Source organism: Anaerococcus tetradius, assembly GCF_947087635.1.
GTDB classification, from domain to species: Bacteria; Bacillota; Clostridia; order Tissierellales; family Peptoniphilaceae; genus Anaerococcus; species Anaerococcus tetradius.
Map to the genome: position 1 here is coordinate 33,274 of NZ_CAMUDP010000011.1, position 21,797 is coordinate 55,070.

Below are 21,797 nucleotides of genomic sequence, written 5' to 3' on the forward strand. Positions count from 1 at the left end.
AGGATATTTAGAATAAACCATCAAATAAGGATATTTGATTTTCTTCTTGGATGCCATCAATTATGCCCAAATTTTTTAGGCTGGTGATGGCGTTTTTATTTACTGAAGTTCTATTTTTTAAGTCTTCTAGGGAAATAAATTCTCCCTTTTCCCTTTCCCTTACTATATCAAGGGCCATAGCCTCGCTTACATCATCTACTGCAGATAGGGGTGGGAGTATGTATCCCTTCCTATCACTTAGTAGAAACTTCTTAGCATCTGACTTGTAGATATCAGCCTTTTCAAGCCTTATATCCCTAGCTGCCATCTCCTCACTAACTTCGAGGACTGTCCTTATCTGCTTATCCCTTTGAGTAAGATCGTAATCCCCTCCAATCTCAGAGAGGGCTTTTTGGATTTCACCAAGTCCCTTAATAATTGTTGAATACTTAAAATCATTAATCTTGGTATTAAAGTAAGTTGCATAGAAGGCTTCAGGATAATAAACCTTGTAGTAGGCAATCCTATAGCTCATCAAACAATAGGCGACTGCATGGGCCTTAGGGAAGAGATATTGAATCTTTAGGCAAGATTCTATATACCATTCCGGCACACCATTATCCCTCATATAAGCAAGTGTTTCCTCAGAAAGCGACTTACCCTTCCTAACCTTCTCCATTATAGAGAAGGACTTTTTCTTGTCAAGTCCCTGCTGGATAAGGGCATTCATGATATCATCACGAGTAGATATTATCTCATCAAAACTTGCTATCTTATTTCTAACTAGGTCTTGGGCATTATTTAGCCAAACGTCCGTTCCATGACTTAGGCCAGAAATTCTCGTCATCTCAGAAAACTTGGTAGGATAGGCGTCCTTGAGCATCCCCCTTACGAAGTTTGTTCCAAATTCAGGAATACCAAGAGTACCTATCTCATTATTAGAAAAATCGTGTTTGATATCAAGAGTTTCTGTCGAAGAGAAAATCTTCATAACTCTAGGATCACCCATAGTAATTTCCAAAGGATTAGTTCCTGTCAAATCTTGAAGGGCCCTAATTATAGAAGGCACATCGTGGCCCAAAAGGTCGAGCTTTAAGAGGGTTTCGTGCATCATATTGTAGGTAAAATGAGTAGTCTTGATATCTCCCCTCCCATCATCTGCTGGATATTGGATAGGACAGATATCGAAGATTTCTATATCATCTGGAACGACAATAAGACCTCCTGGATGCTGACCAGTTGTTCTTTTAACATCCTTTAGTCCTCTTTGAATCTTTCTTACTTGGGCGTTGGTAAATTGGATTTGATAGTCTTCGCTATATTTTTTGATATAACCAAAGGCGGTATTGTCTTGGATAGCTCCGATTGTTCCTGCCCTAAAGACCTTACCCTCACCGAAAAGCTCTTCTGTGTACTTGTGGATGGTTGGCTGGTATTCGCCGGCGAAGTTAAGGTCTATATCTGGCTCCTTATCACCCTCAAAACCAAGGAAAACTTCGAATGGTATGTTATGACCATCTTTTTTCATCATAGTTCCACACTCTGGGCAGGTCTTGTCTGGATAGTCGATTCCTGCTCCCAAGAGGTCATCTTCAAAAAACTCTGAATGTTTACACTTTGGACAAACATAATGAGGTGATAGTGGGTTTACTTCTGTAATATCAGCCATAGTAGCAGCAAAGGATGAACCAACAGACCCACGGGATCCTACCAAGTAGCCATCTTGGTTGGACTTTCCTACAAGTTTTTTGGCTATTATATAAAGAACGGCATAACCATTAGAAATAATAGAATTAAGCTCACGGTTTAGCCTATCTTCTACGATTTTTGGTAGAGGATCTCCATAAATTGAGTGGGCCTTGGCAAAGCAAGTTTCCCTAAGCTCAGTATCAGAGCCTTCGATTTTTGGTGGGAAAGTTCCCTTAGGAATCGGTCTAATATCTTCTATAAAATCGACTATCTTTTTAGGATTTCTTATAACCACATCTTCCGCATCTATTGGACTTAGATAAGAGAAGTCATCCATCATCTCCTTAGTCGTCCTTAGATAATAGAGGGGTTCATTCTCGTGGTATTTGAAAAATTGACCCTTGTGGAGAATATTTCTTAGGATATATTCATCCTTTTGCAAATACCTAACAGCCCCTGTCGCCACAGCAAGCTTATTGTCTTCTTTAGCAAAAGCTAAAATCTTTTCGTTTATTTCCCTTACTTGGTTGAAATCACGAAGCTTACCCTTATTTACCCTATCGTTAAATACTCCTAGGGGTGCCATTTGATAAAAATCAAAAAGCCCACGAATTTTGTCTATATCCTTCTTATTTCTCTTATTTTGCAAGTAGGAAAAGAGCATGCTCTCATCAGAACCAGACCCTAATAGAAGACCTTCCCTGTACTTTTCAAGGACTGATAGGGGGGTTTTTGCCTCATCATTGAAATATTTCATCCTCGATTCTGAGATAAGCTTGTATAAATTCTTTAGACCTATCTTGTTTTTGGCAAAAACTGTAGCAGAAAAATATTCATGCTTAGCCTTTGGCCAATGGCTTTTAAGTTTATTTATTGAGCTTAGGTCAATCCCATCTTCTTTCATTATCATTTTAAACATCTTAATAAATATTTGGGCAGTAGCTCTCGCATCATCGCTTGCCCTGTGGTGGTTAAAGGCAGGAATTTCTAGCTTTCTTGCTATCTTATCTAGGGAGAATTTCTTCATATCGGCAAATAAGGCTCTTGCCATTGGCAAGGTATCAAGATATAGGGGGTTAAAATCAAGACCAAGCCTTGTGCAATTTTCCCTAACAAAACCCACATCGAAGTCGGTATTTTGACCAACTAGGATAGATCCTTGGCAAAATTCCAAAAATCCCGGCAAGACTTCCTCGATTTTTGGACAGGACTCCACCATTTGATTAGTAATGCCAGTTATCTCTGTGATTTTTTCTGGAATAAGCATTTCTGGATTGACAAGCTCGTTGTATATTTCGCAAATCTTGCCATCAATAACCTTACAAGCTCCTATTTCAGTAATCCTATCCCTATAGCGAGAAAGGCCCGTTGTCTCAAGGTCGAAGACTACAAAAGAGCCTTCCTCGATTTTCTTTATAGGAGGGACTTCCTCATCAGAAAGATTGGTCAAGACCCTTAGCTCGTCATCTACAAGGAGAAGCTCAGCTCCCGGAAGCATCCTTATGCCTTCCTTACTAAGACTATCATAAAGATCTGGCAGAGCTTGGAGAGTTTCAGTATCAGTAATGCCAACAGCTCCCATCTTCCATGCCTTTAAAGTTCTTAGCAAATCCTTGTTATCGACAAAGCCATCAAGGTTGGTCATCTTGGTATGAATTTCAAGCTCGATTCTCCTATCAAGGGCAGTATCAGTCCTCTTAGCCAAGATATGATCAACCATAGAGCTTATAGTAAAGACATCTTCCCTAGAAAAATTGTCGTAATTCAGTAGGCCCTCAACCATTACTTCAGATCCTTCTCTAAGGGGTTCAAGCTTAAATTTATTTTTATCATTAGCAAAAAGCTTACAAGAAATGGCATCCGTCTTATCTTCGAGGTCGAAAGTATATATATAATAGCCATTTTTCGTTTCCTTTTCGCTTATGCCATAAACTTTTCCAACGAGTGCTGAAAGAGTGCCCTTTCTTTCGTAGATATCCTTGATATCAATAGGATCGGACTTAATCTTCTTGCCGAAATTAATCTCTTCGACGTGGACTTCGACTTCCTTTTCTTCATTCCTATTTTGTATAGTCGTATCAATGGCAGACTGGACCTTGGCTTCCCTCTGCCTTAGGAGGATCTCTGTTTCAGAAAGCTTATCTTCCCCCTTCTTATCAGAAGAAAAATCAGCCTGCCCTTCATCTTCGATATCCTCAGCTAGGACCAGCCCCTCTTTCTCTTCGATTTTTTTCCTAAGATTAAGTTCAAGCTTTACAAAGGAAAAATAATCGTAGATTTTTTTCCTATCCTCTTCGCTAAGAGCCTCCCCTTCTATATCAAGGCTTAGGATTTGAGTTTTTTCATAGAAAATGGCCTCCCTTACAAAAAACAAACCACTTTCTACATCTAAGAAATCAGCAAGGTCAATTTTCATTTTCTTTACTTTCTTGTAGAACTTCTATCAAGGTATCGACAATTTCTTCTTCTTTTACCTTCTTGATTGTCTTTCCATTTTTGAAAAGAAAGCCCATACCATTGGCAGCAGAAATTCCATAATCTGCCTCCTTGCTCTCGCCAGGGCCATTGACAGGACAACCCATAATAGCAACCTTAGAAGATATATCAAGTCCACCTGTTTTCTCCTCAACTTCCCTTACTATGTTAGGAAGATCGACTGTAGTCCTTGAACAAGTTGGACATGACACAATATCGACTCCTTCACGTCTTAGATTAAGGGCCTTTAGGATTGCCTTTCCTGCCTTGACTTCTTCTAGGATATCTCCAGTAATTGAAACTCTTATAGTATCGCCAATCCCATCCTTTAGCAAAGAGCCAATACCTATTGATGATTTAACAAGGGCTTGATAGAGAGGACCAGCTTCCGTAACCCCTAGGTGGAGGGGATAATCGCAAGATGCTGATAACTTCCTATAAGCATCTATCATTGTATTAACATCTGACGATTTAACAGAAATTTTGATATCGTGAAAATCAAGCTCTTCTAGGATTTTAACTTCTTCTAGAGCAGAAGCTACAAGGGAATTAGCATTGACCCCACCGAATTTGTCGACAATTTTTCTTGATATTGATCCAGAATTAACACCAATTCTAATAGGAATCTTTTTTTCCTTGCACTTTTCTACAAGTTGCTTCACCTTATCAGACCCACCAATATTTCCTGGATTGTACCTTAGACAATCACATCCATTTTCAACTGCGGCAAGGGCTAACTTATAATCAAATTGGATGTCGGCTACTAGGGGAAGATTAGTCCTCTTTTTGATTTCAGAAATAGCCTCGGCATCTTCGATAGAATTAATAGCAGACCTTGCTATATCACAGCCCGCCTTTTCTAGGGCGTTGATTTGTGCGACTACCGCATCCACATCACTTGTCTTTGCTGTCGTCATTGATTGGACAGAAATAGGAGAGTCACCTCCAACTGCAACATCTCCTACATAAATCTTTCTAGTTAATTTTCTCATTTTCTCTCCTTAGAATAAATTTATTATATCTTTAATAGAAATTAATATTATCAAACTTATTAAAACTACAAAACCTGCTAGGGTAATTTTTTCTTCAAACTTCTTGTTGACCTTCTTTCCTGTAAATAACTCATATAGAGCACTTACAATCTTTGACCCATCTAGGGCTGGTATAGGAAGAAGGTTAAAAACTCCGAGGTTGACACTGATATAGCCTAGAAAATACAAGAGGCTCATAAGTCCATTTTGGGCTTGGTTACCAAGCTCCTTTACAACACCAACTGGGCCGGAAAGGGCTGAGAAGGCAATTTTTCCTGTAAAAAGCTTGCCTAGGATAATAAAAATTAGGGCTATATTCTTGTAGGTCTCAACAAAACCAAGCTTGATCGCTTCAAAAAAACCTACCCCTCTTAGCTTAGCTTCAATACCAAGATAAACTCCACCCTTTTCCTTCTTAGGAGAAAGGTCGAAATTAAGCTTTTCCTTTGAGCTTTCCCTATACACTTCAAGCTCGATTGTTTTTGTAATGTCCTTATCCTTGTAATAAGCATTAAGAACTTGGGAAATATCGGAGAATTTCTCAATCTTTTCCCCACCCAGACTTAAAATCTCATCACCAACTTCAAGACCTGCCATCCTTGCACTAGAATCATCCGTAAAATTTCCTATAACATTAGTAGCCACACCTGTATTAAGGCTCACTATGAAAAAAATCACGACTGCAAGAATAAGGTTCATCATAGGCCCTGCAAGAATTGTAAAAAACTTGCTCTTGGCATCTGCCATGTCATAACTTCTAGGGTCGCTACTTTCCTCATCTTCCCCTTCCATGGCACAATAACCACCAATAGGAATAAGCCTTAAAGTATATAGGGTTTCCCCCTTTACCTTCTTCAAAATAGCAGGGCCCATGCCAACAGCAAACTCGTTTACCTTAATGCCTGAGGCCTTTGCAATAATAAAATGTCCAAATTCATGAATCAAAATCAAAAATAGGAACATGATTATAGCTATAATAATTTTAGTCATCAAATCTCCTTATAAAACTGAAAATAAATACAAAACTGGAGCAATAAATAACATAGAATCGAACCTGTCGAGGATTCCCCCATGGCCTGGAATAATATGGCCAAAATCTTTAACTCCAGTCTTTCTCTTAATATATGAAGCTATCAAATCGCCAATTTGCGACAAAATAGCTGCAATAATAGTAAAAATAATAAGCTCGTAAAGCTTAACACCGAGACCAAACTCCCTAACAAAAATCACATTAAGAAAAATCGCCCCGACAATCCCTCCCAAAGAGCCTTCGATAGTCTTGTTTGGGCTAATATGCTTGATAGATTCAAACTTATGCCTTCCCATAGTCGAACCAACTAGATAAGCAAAAGTATCAGACCCCCAAGCTGTTATATAAAGTAGCCAAACATAATTAATATCCTTTATCCTCAAAATATGACTCATCAAAAATGACACATAAAGAAGGACAAAAGAAGTCGCAAAACCATCATACAAGCTATATTTAGGTCTAAAAATTATATAAATCATCATGCACAAAACTGAAAGCACGAGACTAATTATATAAAGATCAGAATTATTCACAAAAGCTGCAAGCATAATTAGGGTGTTTATAAGATACAAAAGCTTAATAGGTAACTTGATATCAATCCTTGCTAAAGCCTCCTTAATCTCGTGAAGGCCCACAAAAGAAAAAACCATCACCCCAACAGCCAAGGGAATCCTACCCAAATAAGTAATAAGGACCAAAAGAAAAAGGATAACAGCCCCGCCTATTGCCCTATTAAACAAATTCATGACAAGGCCCCATATCTTCTATTCCTCTTAGCAAAATCTGCCAAGGCCTCATCAAAACAAGCCCTATCAAAATCTGGCCACAAGGTATCCGTAAAATAAAGCTCCGCATAGGCAAGCTGGTAAATTAGGAAATTGGAAAGCCTTAGCTCGCCACCTGGCCTAATCAAAAGATCTGGATCAGGCTGAGCTTTTGTATAAAGATGAGAAGAAATCATCTCTTCTGTCACATCTTCCCTAGCTACTCCCTCATCAAGCATTTGTCTAAAAGCGTGAACCAATTCATCACGACCCCCATAATTGAGGGCTATATTTAAAGTAATAGCATCATTATCCCTAGTATCCTCCATGGCCTTTAGGCAAATCGCCTTAGTCTCAGGTGGAAGCTTGTCCAAATCACCAATAAAATTAAGCTTACAATTCTCTCTCATCAAAATATCAAGCTTGCTATTAATAAACTTAATTACAAGCTTCATGAGGTAGTTGACTTCATCATCAGGCCTTTTCCAATTCTCAGTAGAAAAAGCATAAAGACTAAGATACTTAACCCCACATTCCTTAGCATATAAGCAAATGTCTACGACCCTATCAGCCCCATTCTTGTGGCCATAAGTCCTAGGCATAAATCTTTTCTTAGCCCATCTCCCATTGCCATCCAAAACAATGGCAACATGAGTTGGAATATTAATCTTATCCATAAAACTTCCTTTATCTTTAATCTTAACTCATTATACTCAAAATGACTGGCTTTTTCTATTAATAATAAGGATCAAAAAAAGCTTCTCCCTTAAAGAAGAGCCAAGAAAAATAAGAAAGCAAAGACAAAAACTTAAATATAAAAAACCTTCTAGAAAAAAACACATATAAAAACTCCCCAGCAAGCTGAGGAGCCTATAAATCTATTTAATCTCTATCTTCTTTTGAGTATCTTTTTCCTTTAACTTTGGAATCTCGATTTCCAAAATACCATCTTCTAATTTTGCAGCTACATTTGCTTCATCAATATTTGGAAAATACATTGACCTTGTCATTCTCTCACTAGTTCTTTCCTTGTGGATATAATTTTTTTCCTTGTTACTATCGTCCTTTGAGCTAGTTTTATTAACTGTCAAAGTAAGTTGACCCTTGTCGAGATTAATATCAACATCTTCCTTCTTGATACCAGCAAGCTCTGCCTCTACTAAATACTTATCATCATCCTCTGAAACATCTACCTTAAAAGTAGACTTAAATACATCGCGTTTATCTAGATCATTTCCAAAAAACGCATCTACCATATCATAAAAATCTTCGTAATTTCTTAATCCATTATTTCTTCTCATTAAATTTGTCATAATATACTTCCTTTCATAGTGATACGTTTATTATAAGTCTTAGCACTCGTTACACTCGACTGCTAACTTCTTACACTCATAATATACTAGGAAGGTCAGAGTTAGTCAAATTATTTTTGAAAATTTTTATAACTTTTATAAGAGGAGAGTCGCAACGTGAGGATCTTCCACATGTCATCCAGAGGAGCGAAGCGACGTAGGGATCTTTTCCTTTGACATCTTTTGTTTGCTTGGTCCCTAGACTTACTAGTTAGATTCTCCTCACTTCGTTCGTTCGAAATGACAGATGGCTGTACTGTCATCCTTAATGGAAGTGTCACAGCGAGCAATGCGGCAACCCATGTCATCCTAATTGAATTGTCACTATGAGCAATGCGTCACCCAATGTCATCCCGAACGAGAAAGCTTGCTTTCGAGGAGGGATCTCTTTTTTTGACGTCTTTTTTCTCACCGACTCTTAGTTTTACTAGTGATATTCCTAGTCGAAATCTGCGATTTCTCTGTCGACAGTGGTTTTCGGATTCTCCTTAGCGGATCATCTCGAAAACCTTGATTAAGGTCTGCCATCAATTCACTTGCTTTCATTGTGGCCAGAACCATTAGGAATGACAGGATAATGCATCATTGTGAGGAAGATAATTAAGAATAAGGGACTTTATTATAGGATTTTTCACAAAAGAAAACTCGGGCTTCCCCGAGCTTTCTCATCTACAAATCTTATAGATTAATCATTTTTCTTTTTCTTGAATGTCATAAACAAAGCACTTGCTGCTGAAACTAAGCTTGCTGTTACTAAGTTCAATGATTCAACACCTGTCTTTACATTAGGGTTGGTATTCTTAGCTTTATTTTCTGCTTGTTCTTTGTTTTCTTTTTCTTGTGGAACAGGAATCTTTTTGCTAGGTTCAGCTTCTTGCTTCTTGCCTTCTTTTTCCTTTTCAGGACTTGGATTTTCCTTAGAAGGTTTTTCTTCTGAAGATTTTCCTGGTTCAACTGGCTTTTCACCTGGTTGTTCTGGATTTGGTTGTGGAGCTGGTGGGTTGTCTGGTTTTTTGTCTTTCCAAACAGCTTTTACTTCTATATCCTTATCAACAGTTATCTCAGTTCCTACTGCTACTTCTTTTCCATCTACTTCCCATGTTTTAAATTCTTTATTAGTTGGAGCTTGGAATTTATTTCCTGGTAGCTTATATTTTTCACCTTTTTTAACAGTTGCTTCTGTCATTGAGCCAGTTCCACTGTTTCCATTGAAACTTACTTTGTATTCAATGTCTTTCCAAATTGCTTTTACTTCTGTATCAGCATTTATTGTGATTTTATCATTGGCAGCTTTCTTTTCTGTGCCTATCATCCATCCGTCAAATTCTTTTCCTTCTGGGGCTGTGAAGCCATTTTCTGGTAATTCGTATTCATTGCCTTTTTTTACTAGTTGTTCAGCCATCTTACCAGTTCCACTGTTGCCATTGAAGCTTACTTTGTATTCAATGTCTTTCCATACTGCTTTTACTTCTGCGTCAGCATTTACTTTGATTTTATCTCCGACAGCTTTCTTTTCTTTGCCTATCATCCAGCCGTCAAATTTTTTGCCTTCTGGGGCTGTGAAGCCATTTGCTGGTAATGTGTATTCTTTGCCTTTTTTTACTAGTTGTTCAGCCATCTTACCAGTTCCACTGTTGCCATTGAAGCTTACTTTGTATTCAATGTCTTTCCATATTGCTTTTACTTCTGTGTCAGCATTTACTTTGATTTTATCTCCGACAGCTTTCTTTTCTTCGCCTATCATCCAGCCGTCAAATACTTTATCTTTTGGTGCTGTAAAGCCGTTTTTTGGTAATTCGTATTCATTGCCTTTTTTCACTAGTTGTTCAGCCATATTACCAGTTCCACTGTTGCCATTGAAGCTTACTTTGTATTCTATATCTTTCCAGATGGCTTTTACTTCTGTGTCAGCATTTACTTTGATTTTATCTCCGACAGCTTTCTTTTCTTCGCCTATCATCCAGCCGTCAAATACTTTATCTTTTGGTGCTGTAAAGCCGTTTTTTGGTAATTCGTATTCATTGCCTTTTTTCACTAGTTGTTCAGCCATATTACCAGTTCCACTGTTGCCATTGAAGCTTACTTTGTATTCAATGTCTTTCCAAACAGCTTTTACTTCTGCGTCAGCATTTACTTTGATTTTATCTCCGACAGCTTTCTTTTCTTTGCCTATCATCCAGCCGTCAAATTTTTTGCCTTCTGGGGCTGTGAAGCCATTTGCTGGTAATGTGTATTCTTTGCCTTTTTTTACTAGTTGTTCAGCCATCTTACCAGTTCCACTGTTGCCATTGAAACTTACTTTGTATTCAATGTCTTTCCAAATTGCTTTTACTTCTGTATCAGCATTTATTGTGATTTTATCATTGGCAGCTTTCTTTTCTGTGCCTATCATCCATCCGTCAAATTCTTTTCCTTCTGGTGCTATAAAGCCATTTGCTGGTAATGTGTATTCTTTGCCTTTTTTAACTAGTTTTTCATCCATCTTACCAGTTCCAGTGTTTCCATTGAAACTTACTTTGTATTCAATGTCTTTCCAAATTGCTTTTACTTCTGTATCAGCATTTATTGTGATTTTATCATTGGCAGCTTTCTTTTCTGTGCCTATCATCCATCCGTCAAATTCTTTTCCTTCTGGTGCTATAAAGCCATTTGCTGGTAATGTGTATTCTTTGCCTTTCTTGACAATTTGAGATTTCATTGTCTCTGAACCGCCATTTGCGTTGAAGCTTACTTTGTATTCAATGTCTTTCCAGACAGCTGTTAGTTTTACATCTCCAGATATGTCTATTGCTTCTCCAGCTTTCTTCAATTCTGTGCCATCTCCTACTTTCCATCCAGCAAATTCTTTGCCTTCTTCTGATTTAAATGTAGGTGTTGGAAGTTCATATTTGCTGCCTTTATTGACAGTTTTAGGATCCATTGTTCCACTAGCACCAGCTTCTGTTTGGAATGTTACCTTAAATTCGATGTCTTTCCAGATTGCTTTTACAGTGGTATTAGCCTTTATTTGGATTTTTTCGCCAGCTTTTTTAGTTTCGCTTCCTACTTGCCAACCTGCAAATTTTTTGCCTTCTGGTGGTGCAAATTTACATTCTGGTAATTCAAAAACTGCAGATAAAACTGCACTTTGACCTTCTGGTGTGTTTCCTTTGCTAAGTGCAAGGATAGAACCATCCATTGTTTTGCTACCACCATTAGCTTCAAAGCTTACCTCTACTGGTGTTTTTTTATCTTCACTAGATTGGTTATTTACATTGTCATTGCCATAAGCTTTTACTATTTCCCCAGTCTTGTATTTTCCTTTTGCAAGGGCAATCACACCAGAATTTTCGTCTACGCTTTCTCCATTGTCAACTTGGCTTGTACCATCTACTTTTGTCAATGACCATTTATTACCAGATTTTTTAGCCTTAACTTGTATCTCAGTATTATCAGCCTTCTTGTAAGTTACTGTTACTGATGTTGTGTCCTCATCACTTGGTGGGGTGATTGTTACATTACCCTTGTCCTCAACTTTTACAGTTGGTGGATTTGGAGCAGTTTTGTCTGGTACAAGATTTTGGTTTTCTGGAGTTTTTTCTGCTGGTGCTTTCTTTTTGCCAAGAGTTGAGTCAGCTTTTACTTCTGTCTTTTCCTTAGCCTTGCCTTTTGGAATAGTTACAATACCTTGATTTTCAGTAACTGTTACTTCGTCAGGATTTTCTCCTTCAATCTTCCACTTCTTATCAGTACCTTTTACAACTCGTACTTTTCTGTCTGTACCCTCTGGAGTTTTGTATTCAATATCCATTCCATCAAGATTGCCCTTTGTTGGTGGGGTAATTGTTACATTACCAGAAGTTTGGTCAGGGGTTATTGTTGGTGGGGCTGGCATGGTTGTATCATCACTTGGACCTGATTCATTGCCTGATGGGTCTTTTGCTTTCGCAACTACCTTGTCTCCTGGGTTTGATTTTCCTTTTGGAATTGTAATAACTCCTGAAGTCTTATCTATTGTTTCTCCATTATTGCCTTCTACAGTCCAATTACCCTTATCGTCCTTTGTAGCTGTTGCAGTTTTATCTTCCCCATCTTGGTTTTTATAAGTTACTGTTACAGTCTTTGTATCAGAATCTTTCTTAGGGGTGATTGTAACTGATCCATCATCTTGGACTTTTACATCTGGTTTTTCTGGTGCTGTTGTGTCTGGAACTTGTTTTTCTGCTGTTTCTAAGCCTTTTTTATTTTCATCTATTTTAGACTTAGCAATAACATTTGATAATTCTTTTGCTGTTCCTTTGTCGAAGGTTACTTTTCCTGAAGTTTCATCTACACTTATTCCTGTGATAGGATCTCCATCAAGTTTCCACTTATCGTCATTACCCTTAACGATTTTGATTGTGTTTATTTGGCTTTTTCCTGCTGGTGTATAGGTGATTTCCATTCCATTAACTGCTGGAGTATCTGCTGGTGGTGTTACTACTACTTTCTTATCTGTATTTACTTCTACACTTGGAACAGGTGGAAGAGTTGTATCTGTGCTTGACTGGGATTCGTTATTTGACTCATCCTTTGCACTAGCACTTACAGTATCAGCTTTTTTCATCTTTCCATAAGGAATTTTGATAAGACCAGTAGTTGAGTCAACTGTTACTCCGTCATCTGCCCCTTTAGTTATTTTCCAACCATCATTGTCCTTAGTAGCTATAGCTGTCTTCTCATTTCCATTTGGATCTGGATATTTAACAGTGATTGTTTTTGTATCTTCATCTGTTGGTGGTTTTATTTGTGCAGAGCCGTCATTTGTATTGACACTTACTTCTGGAGCTTGTGGAGGAGTTTTGTCTGGGACTAATTCTGGCTTATCACCTTGGTTTTTATCTGGTGTTTGTAATTTTTCTATGGTTGAGTCTGCTGTTACTGGAGTTTTTTCCTTGGCGTGACCTTTTTTGATGGTTACTAGGCCAGATTGTCCATCAACTTTCACGCCTTCGGTGTCAGGATTGTTTTCAATTGTCCATGTACCACCTTCACCTTTTTTAACCTTTATAGTTTCATCGTTGCCGTTTGGTTTTTTGTATTTGATAATCATACCATCGACATTACCCTTGTTTGGAGGGGTGATTGTTACATCACCAGAAGTTTGATTTGGTGTAACTTTTGGTGGGGCTGGTTTGGTTAGGTCTTTTCCTTCTTCAGAGGTTTTACTTCCTTTTGTAGCTGTTGCTTTTACCCTATCTCCAGGATTTGTATTTCCATTTGGAATGGTGATTACGCCAGAATCTTCATTAATTCCTTCACCATTAGTTCCAACTACAGTCCATTTTCCATTTTTACCCTTAGTTGCAGTTGCAGTCTTATCTTGACCGTCTTTGTCCTTGTAGGTAACTGTTACTGTAGTTTCGCCCTTGTCTTTTGGTGTAATAGTAACTGAACCATTGTCTTGGACTTTTACAGTTGGAGCTTCTGGAGCTTTTGATTCTGGTACTTTTGCTTCCCCTTTTTCCAAGCTCTTCTTCTTGGTATCAATTGATGAATAGGCAATAACTTTTGATTTTTCCTTGGCCTTGTCATTGGTGATTGTTACCACACCTGTGTTTTTATCTATTGCTACACCTTCTGGTATGTTTTCGATTGACCACTTGCCAGCATTATCTTTTTTAGCTACAAGCTTTGTCTCGCTAGCTCCATCTCCGTCTGGTGTGTAGGTAATCTCCATACCATCAACTGATGGTGCTTTATCTGTTGGTGGGGTTACTGTTATAACTCCATTCTCTTCGTCTAGTTTTACACCTGGTGCTGGTGGGAGTGTTGTGTCTATGCTTGACTTAGATTCGTTATTTGACTCATCTTTTGCAGTTGCACTTAGAGTGTCAGCTTTTTTCATCTTATCATAAGGGATTTTGATAAGACCACTTGTTGAATCAACTGTTACTCCATCATCTCCACCTTGGGTTATTTCCCAACCACTATCACCCTTGGTGGCTATGGCTGTTTTTGTTTGTCCATCTTGATCTGGATCTGGATACTTAACAATAACTGTTTTTGTATCTTTATCTGTTGGTGGTTTGATTTGTGCAGAACCGTCTGTTGTATTTACCTCAACTTTAGGTGGCTGTGGTGCTGTTTTGTCTGGGACTTTTTCTTCTGATTCATCAGATTCTAAAACTTGATTAGGGTCAGGGTCGCCATCATTGGTTATAGCTTTTATTTTTGTATTTGATTTAATTTTGTCGTTTGTTATTGTAATGGATTTTTTATTTTTGCTTAACTTAAAATCAGAGCCTCCTTGCAAAGTCAAATTTCCATTTTCATCTATATCAACAGTTACAATATTTACTTCACGATTGCCTACTGGCGAGTATCCGATGACCATTTTTTTAGCAACCCTATCTTTATCTCTTCCGATAGGAGTGATAGTTACAGAACCGTCTTGATCATTTATAGTGATTTTTGGTTTCTTTGGAAGAATTCTTAGTGTTACTTTGCAAGGATCCGATGTTTTTTCATCTGTATCATCATCTGCAATGCCACCTGCATCTGTGACAGTGGCAGTAATATCAGATTTATTTTTAATCTTGTCATCTTTAACTGTTATTGTTATTTGACCTGTTTTGTCATCAACTGTAACAGTGAAACCATCTTGTTTTGACCAATTGCCACCTGTTTTTTCAAACGTTGCGGTTTTTGATTCTCCATTATTATCTGTATACTTTACAGTTATTTTCTTTGCGTCTGTGTCTAGGACATTAGGAGTGATTGTTATTGATCCATTTTCGCCATCATGGGCAACATTAGGTGCATCTGGTTTGATGTTCTTTAGAATGTCTTTGGCCGGAATTGTTGTTTTTGGTTGAGCTCCTTCTTTTACCTTATATGAACCATCTCCATTTTTTTCTGGAACAAAAGTCCCTTCATTGTCCCAATCACCTGCTACATCATTACCACTAAATATCTTGGCATTGCCGCTGTCATCAATTTGTATAACTGCCGGTACTCCTGTCCAGTCTCCAGTTCCGTTTGGTAGTTTAGATACGCCTTCTAATGTATATGCTTTTCTTATAGCCTCATCATTTGCTGTTTTGTTATCAGGAGTTAATTTTCTAGGGTCTTTAACTTCTGTTTTTTCTACTGTTACGGGTTTAACAGTTGTTGTAGAACAAGATACGAATTTATGAGGTTCTTTTACTGAAACACCAACTATTTGGTCGAGAGTTAAACTATCAAATGCTTGTAAAGTATAGGAAAAAGTTCCATCACTTTGTACATTTACTTCTACCGGTGTAGATGAGGTTTTGTCAAATGTACACTTATTTTCATTACAAAATTGACCTGCTTTATTCTTATTGACATTAACGATTAATTGTACCTTTATTTTATCAAAAGGTCCCGGTCCGGCTAATTTTCCCTTAATTACATTGTCTACAATTGTAATACTGCCAAGAGTAGCTCCTCTAGAATAATCTTTAACTTGATTTATTTTTAAATTTCTAGCTGCTATTTCTTTAGTTTTTGAATTATCAGTGTATGTTACTATATAAGAAGCTACTTTCTCACCTTCTATGTTAGTGATATTAAATTCAACAGACTTAATATCTCTAGCTGTTTCAGCAGGGTTTGCTTGTTTCAACAAATCTAAAGCTTCTGCTTTTTCTTCATCGTTAACTATATTGGCAACGTATTGTTCTATCCAGATTTCTCCTTCTGGCATGTGTAATGTGTCTTTGTATTTATCCTTCATAGCTCTTTTCGGTACGATAGGATCACCAGGATTTGAAGTTTCCCCACCATATGCTTGAGTTACTGTTACTTTATCACCATCTACAAGTGGGCTGTCTAAGGTTACTGACCAAGCTTGACTGGCTTGATCATGAGGAACAACAACAGTTTTTACTTCACTACCACCTGCTTTACGATTAACTGTTACTGTGATAGTTATGTCTATCTCATTTTTTTTCCTCTGATAGCTACTTTTAGTTACAGATCCAGTGATTTTTTCATTTCCTAAAAAAATTGGATTAACTTTTGGTTTTTTTACTGTTCTTTCTTCCCCTGGGGCTTTTTGAGCAGGAGTATTTTTTTGTATTGCTTCATCTATTAGACGGGCCTTGGCTTCTTCATAGTTTACAGAAGAATCAGCTTTTGCCTTTCTAAGCTCTGCCTTTAATTCTTCGACCATATTGCCATTAAAGAAGTAAGAATTTTCTAGGCTATTAGTCCTAGTTCTAATTTCTTGAATCTCATCTGCTGTTAGGATGTCATCTACTTCTTGATTGGATGAATCTTGTTCTTCTACACTTGGTACTTTAACCTTTTGTTCTTCGCTAGTTTCAGTAGTTTTGTCATCTCCAGCCGTTTTTTTATCATCATTAGTTTTTTCAGTTTCTTTATTCTTATTTACTTCATTTTTTGCGTCTTCATTTCCTTGCTCTTGGTCAGTTTCTTGGACTTGAGACTTATCTACAAGTTCATCTTGAGCAAAGACCCTTGGTGCAAAAAGTGTTAGTCCTAGCATACATGAAACTAGGCCTATGGATAGTTTTCTTGTTGCGTATATTGGTTTTAATTCTTTATATAAAGCCTTTGTTTCTAATAAAATTTTGGCTTTTTTATACTTAGAAATATTATCTCCCTTCTTTTACACATTCTCTCCATAATTATACTGAAATCAATTAATATAGCAAACTTTTATTAGTTTAATATATTAATAAATTATTTTATTGATTAGTTTTTCATATGAAGATTTTTTCATATGAAAACGGCTTTGTATGGCTGTTTTTTGTCGGGTTTTTATAAAAACTATAAATTTTTATTTTAGTTATATTGTAAGTGTATTTTTCCTTAAATACTTTGTATGATAATTTATCTTATCCTCTATCCAGCTAGTATGCATCAAATTGATTTTATAAATATTTTTTATTCTTGGTAGAGCTAAGATTTGCTAGTAAGATTCCTCGTAGAAATTACATCATTACTGTTACCCTTAATGTAAGCGTCATAGTGAGCATGCGCCACTCAATGTCATCCCGAACGAGCAAGCAAGCTTTCGAGGAGGGATCTTTTTCTTGACGTCTTTTTTCTCCTTGGCTCTTAGTTTTACTAGTGAGATTCCTCCTCACTTCGTTCGTTCGGAATGACAGTAGATGTCCGTTGGTTTGGAATGATAAGTAGGTGTCCGTTTTTTATGGGAAGAAACATTAGCAATGACATGGTGAGTTGTTCGTTCGGATTAACCACTCTGTTACCCTTAATGGAAGTGTCACAGTGAGCGAAGCCACACCACCATGTCATCCCGAACGAGAAAGCTTGCTTTCGAGGAGGGATCTTTTTCTTGACGTCTTTTTTCTCCTTGGCTCTTAGTTTTACTAGTGAGATTCCTCCTCACTTCGTTCGTTCGGAATGACAGTAGGTGTTCGTTGGTTCGGAATGACAGTAGATGTCCGTTGGTTCGGAATGATAAGTAGGTGTCCGTTCGTTGTGGGAAGAAGCATTGGGAAGGGCTGGGGCTTGTTTTTTTATTATAAAAAACTCCTGGCATTTGTCTGCCAAGAGTTTGTTTTTAGCCTAGGTCTAGCTTTTCTAGGATTTCTTCTAGGGATGTTTTTCCTTCTATTACTTTGTCTATGCCATTTTCTAGCATGTTTTTGAAGCCTACTTTGGCTAAGTGTTCTTTTATTTCCTCGCTTCTTTCTCCACCCTTTCTTAGGAGGTCTTTAATTTCTTCATCTACTACTATGACTTCCTCGACTGCTTCTCTTCCTAGATAGCCATTTTTGCACTTGGAACAGCCTTTTGGTCTGTAGATAGGATGATTTCTGTCTATATTATTGTGTTTTTTTATTATTTGGTATTCTAGGTCGGTCATGGTTGATTTTTCTTTGCAGGTGCAAAGCCTTTTGACCAGTCTTTGGCTTATGAGAAGACTTAAAGAGGAGTTTATGAGATAGTCTTCGACTCCCAAGTCCCTTAGTCTAGGGATAGCGGAGATGGCATCTGTGGTATGGAGAGTTGATAGGACTAGATGACCTGTTATGGCAGCTCTTACGGCTATTTGGGCAGTTTCTTTATCTCTTATTTCTCCTATCATTATTATATCCGGGTCTTGTCTTAGGATTGACCTTAGGGCTTTTGCAAAGCTTAGATCGATTTTCTCGTTGATTGATACTTGGTTGATGCCTTCTATTTTGTATTCGACTGGGTCTTCTACGCTTATTATGTTTTCATGACCTGTGTTTAGTTTGTCAAGAAGGGCGTAGAGGGAGGTGCTTTTACCCGATCCTGTGGGACCTGTTATTATTATCATGCCAGATTTTTGAGCTAGGACTTTGTTTATTTTGCCTAGATTGTCATCTGTAAAGCCCAAAAGCTTGGCTCTTTTTTTAAATTCAACTAGGGAAAGAATCCTTATTACCATTTTTTCGCCATTTACTGTGTTTATTGTCGATAGCCTAAAGTCGATATTAGAAAATTCTTCTAGCTTGAGGTTGGCGTCTTGGGGACGTCTTTTTTCTGCTATGTCCATCTTACTCATTAGCTTTATTTTGGTAAGAAGCTTTTCGTAGTTATCTAGTTTTATTCTCATGTATTCAAATAGAGATCCATCGACTCTTAGCCTGATTCTGCCATAGGTCTCGAAGGCTTCTATGTGGATGTCGCTTGCCCTAAGCTCTATGGCTTCTCCAATTATTTCTTTGATGAAGGTGTCGATGTTTTTTTCTATATCTCTTTGGTCTGCCATTAGTTGCTCCAATATTTTCCATCTAGAGCCCTATAACGAATAGCTTCGAGGAGGTGTTTGGCTTCGATTTCATAACTTCCCTCAAGGTCTGCTATGGTTCTTGCCATCTTGATTACTTTGTTAAAGGACCTAACGGAGAACTTGTATTTGTCAAAGGCCATCTTTGCAATTTTTTCTAGCTCAGCTGATAGGTGGATGTATTTTTTCATCTGCTTGCTGGTAAGCTCTGAGTTGGTCGTGATATTTTCGTCCTTGTATCTTTCTTCTTGAATTTTTCTCGCCTTAACGACTTCCTCCTTTAATTCTCTTGAGGATTTGGAATTAGTATCGTCTTTTAGGTCTTCATATTTTACAGGTTTAATTTCTATATGAATGTCAATTCGATCTAAGATTGGCGAAGATATCTTGTTTAGGTAACGCCTTATTTCGTTGTAGCTACAAGTACATTCCTTTAGGGGATTGCCGAAGTTTCCGCATGGGCAGGGGTTCATAGCGGCAATTAGGATAAAGTCTGCTGGATATTTGACAGAGGCTTGGGATCTTGCTACATTTATTTCTTTGTTTTCCAATGGCTCACGCAAGGCTTCTATTACATTTTTCTTGTATTCTGGAAATTCATCTAGGAGCAAGACTCCCTTGTGGGCAAGGGTGATTTCTCCAGGTCTTGGTACAGAATGACCGCCACCTATGAGGGCAACTTCGCTTGATGTGTGATGAGGTGCTCTAAAGGGACGCTCATTTACCAAATGCCCACTCTCGAGTAGGCCCATTATAGAATAAATTTTTGTTACTTCTACCTTTTCATCAAAGCTCATGTCTGGAAGGATTGTAGGTAGGTGTTTGGCTGAGAAGGTCTTGCCCGAACCTGGTGCTCCTATCATGAGGACATTGTGATTGCCTGCGGCGGCAATTTGTAAGGCTCTTTTGAGATTTTCTTGACCCTTTAGGTCTTTGAAGTCATAGTCATAGGTCTTTTCTTCTTGGATTTTTCCTAGGTCGATTTGGTAAGGCTTTAGGTCTTTTTCCTTGTTAATAAAGGAAACTACATCATTTAATTTATCAAAGGGATAGATTTCCACATCTGAGATGATGGCGCACTCGTCCTTGTTGGCGTCAGATATTATAAATTTTTTAAAACCTAGCTCTCGCATGGCAATTATCATAGCAAGGGCCCCTCTTATGGGAACAATCCTACCATCTAGAGACAATTCACCCAAAAATATGTAAGAAGCATAGTCAAAGTTAATGACTCCCATAGATGCCAAAAGGGATATGGCTATAGGAAGGTCCAGCTGAGTTCCTTCTTTCTTTAAGTCTGCTGGAGAAAGATTGATTGTGATTCGTCCAGCTGGAAACTTGTAGCCAGAATTGATTAGGGCGACTCTTACCCTGTCCTTGGATTCCTTGATAGATGAGTCAGGAAGACCTACTATGGAAAATGTAGGAAGGCCTGAGGTTATGTCAGATTCTACCTCTACAAGTTTACCATCAAGGCCTATAAGTGTTGTGGTGTTAGTTTTCGAATACATCTTTATCCCCTAATCCTAAAATCTTTTGATATTTCAAAAATTCTTCGTGAGGGCTTGCCTCATAAGTTACATAAGAGTCCTCCATATCTTTAAAACCAATCTTGCCACAATGAAGGAGTTGGTGGGAAAGATTAAACTTGTGTTTGACATTACCATAGACAGGATCGCCGAGAAGTGGATGGTTGATATGGGTCATGTGAACTCTGATTTGATGGGTCCTACCTGTTTCAATCTTAATCCTTAGAAGGGAAAAGCCATCTACTTCCCTAAGAACTTCATAATGGCTTACAGCTCTCCTACCAGCAGGTCTTACTGCCATCTTGCGTCTATTGTTAGGATCCCTATCCATGAAAGTTTCGATAGTTCCCGTCTTCTTGTCAAAATTCCCAAAAACTATGGCGTAGTAATACTTATCGACCTTTCTTGTTTCAAACATCTTCTTAAAATATTTGTAGGAAGTATTGTTTTTGGTGATGAGGATAAGGCCAGTTGTATCCTTATCGAGTCTGTGGACTATGCCTGGCCTATCTTCTCCTCCTATATGGGAAAGGCCATCATAGCCATATTTATAAAGAAGGGCGTTGACCAAGGTTCCTGTTACGATTTTTCCTGCTGGATGGACTATGAGGTCGCTATCCTTATCAATTACTGCATAGTCCTCGTTCTCATAGACAATTTTAAGGTCAATATTTTCTGCCTTGATTTCTGCTATAGCAAAAAGAGAGTCATCTATAAAGATTTCATCTCCCTCACTTAGCTTAAAACTTGGTTTAACAGCCTTATTATTTACTTTTATTAACTTATCCTTGATAAAGTCCTTAATCTTCTCACGAGCAATTTCCTCCAGCTCATCAGATATGAACTTATCAATTCTAATTATTTCATCTGCAATCATTATCATGTTTTTATTATATCATTTAGGCTTATTTAGTTAAAATATTTTTAGGAAGGAAATTTTGTCATATACTTTCTAAGGCGTCCACTTGCTGAAAATATAGAAACACTTGAATTTCTGCACCACATTAAACTTCCCTTCTGTAATTTCTAATGGTCCTGATACGATAAAGGTCAGTGAATTGATAGTAGAGCTTAATCGTGGCTTACTTTTGGGTCATTTCGACAGAGAAATCGTAGATTTCGACGAGAAATCTAACTAGCTAGTCTATGAGTTAAGTAAACAAAAGCCGTCAAAGAAAAGTCTGCGTTTGCAAATACTTGGATTTATCTTATA

10 protein-coding genes are annotated in these 21,797 nt (G+C 37.7%); all 10 read right to left on the minus strand.

Going from position 1 to position 21,797, the window contains the following annotated elements; translation table 11 throughout:
• Positions 1–7: 7 nt before the first annotated feature.
• Positions 8–4,084, minus strand: a complete 4,077-nt coding sequence (locus P6936_RS04910) for a PolC-type DNA polymerase III (RefSeq protein ID WP_276880996.1) — start codon at positions 4,082–4,084, stop codon at positions 8–10.
• Complete coding sequence (ispG, locus tag P6936_RS04915) at positions 4,074–5,135, minus strand: flavodoxin-dependent (E)-4-hydroxy-3-methylbut-2-enyl-diphosphate synthase (protein ID WP_004837331.1); 1,062 nt, start codon at positions 5,133–5,135, stop codon at positions 4,074–4,076. The genes P6936_RS04910 and ispG overlap by 11 nt, the downstream gene beginning before the upstream one ends.
• A gap of 9 nt (positions 5,136–5,144) precedes the next feature.
• Positions 5,145–6,164, minus strand: a complete 1,020-nt coding sequence (locus P6936_RS04920) for a M50 family metallopeptidase (RefSeq protein WP_004837330.1) — start codon at positions 6,162–6,164, stop codon at positions 5,145–5,147.
• 9 nt (positions 6,165–6,173) lie between these two features.
• Positions 6,174–6,950 carry a phosphatidate cytidylyltransferase gene (locus tag P6936_RS04925; RefSeq protein WP_004837329.1) on the minus strand — a complete coding sequence of 259 codons (777 nt, stop codon included), beginning with the start codon at positions 6,948–6,950 and terminating at the stop codon, positions 6,174–6,176.
• Positions 6,947–7,645: an isoprenyl transferase gene (locus P6936_RS04930; protein WP_276880997.1), complete on the minus strand. Its 699-nt coding sequence runs from the start codon at positions 7,643–7,645 to the stop codon at positions 6,947–6,949. Before P6936_RS04930 ends, P6936_RS04925 begins: the two co-directional genes overlap by 4 nt.
• Positions 7,646–7,846: 201 nt before the next feature.
• Complete coding sequence (locus P6936_RS04935; RefSeq protein WP_004837327.1) at positions 7,847–8,281, minus strand: Hsp20/alpha crystallin family protein; 435 nt, start codon at positions 8,279–8,281, stop codon at positions 7,847–7,849.
• Positions 8,282–9,005: 724 nt separating this feature from the next.
• Positions 9,006–16,814, minus strand: coding sequence for an InlB B-repeat-containing protein (locus P6936_RS04940; protein WP_276880998.1), 7,809 nt, complete (start codon positions 16,812–16,814; stop codon positions 9,006–9,008).
• 1,044 nt (positions 16,815–17,858) lie between these two features.
• A complete protein-coding gene (locus P6936_RS04945; RefSeq protein WP_276880999.1) occupies positions 17,859–19,037 on the minus strand; it encodes a GspE/PulE family protein in 1,179 nt (392 codons plus the stop codon).
• Positions 19,037–20,566: a YifB family Mg chelatase-like AAA ATPase gene (locus P6936_RS04950; protein WP_276881000.1), complete on the minus strand. Its 1,530-nt coding sequence runs from the start codon at positions 20,564–20,566 to the stop codon at positions 19,037–19,039. Before P6936_RS04950 ends, P6936_RS04945 begins: the two co-directional genes overlap by 1 nt.
• Positions 20,550–21,467, minus strand: coding sequence for an RluA family pseudouridine synthase (locus P6936_RS04955; protein WP_423775386.1), 918 nt, complete (start codon positions 21,465–21,467; stop codon positions 20,550–20,552). The genes P6936_RS04950 and P6936_RS04955 overlap by 17 nt, the downstream gene beginning before the upstream one ends.
• Positions 21,468–21,797 lie beyond the last annotated feature (330 nt).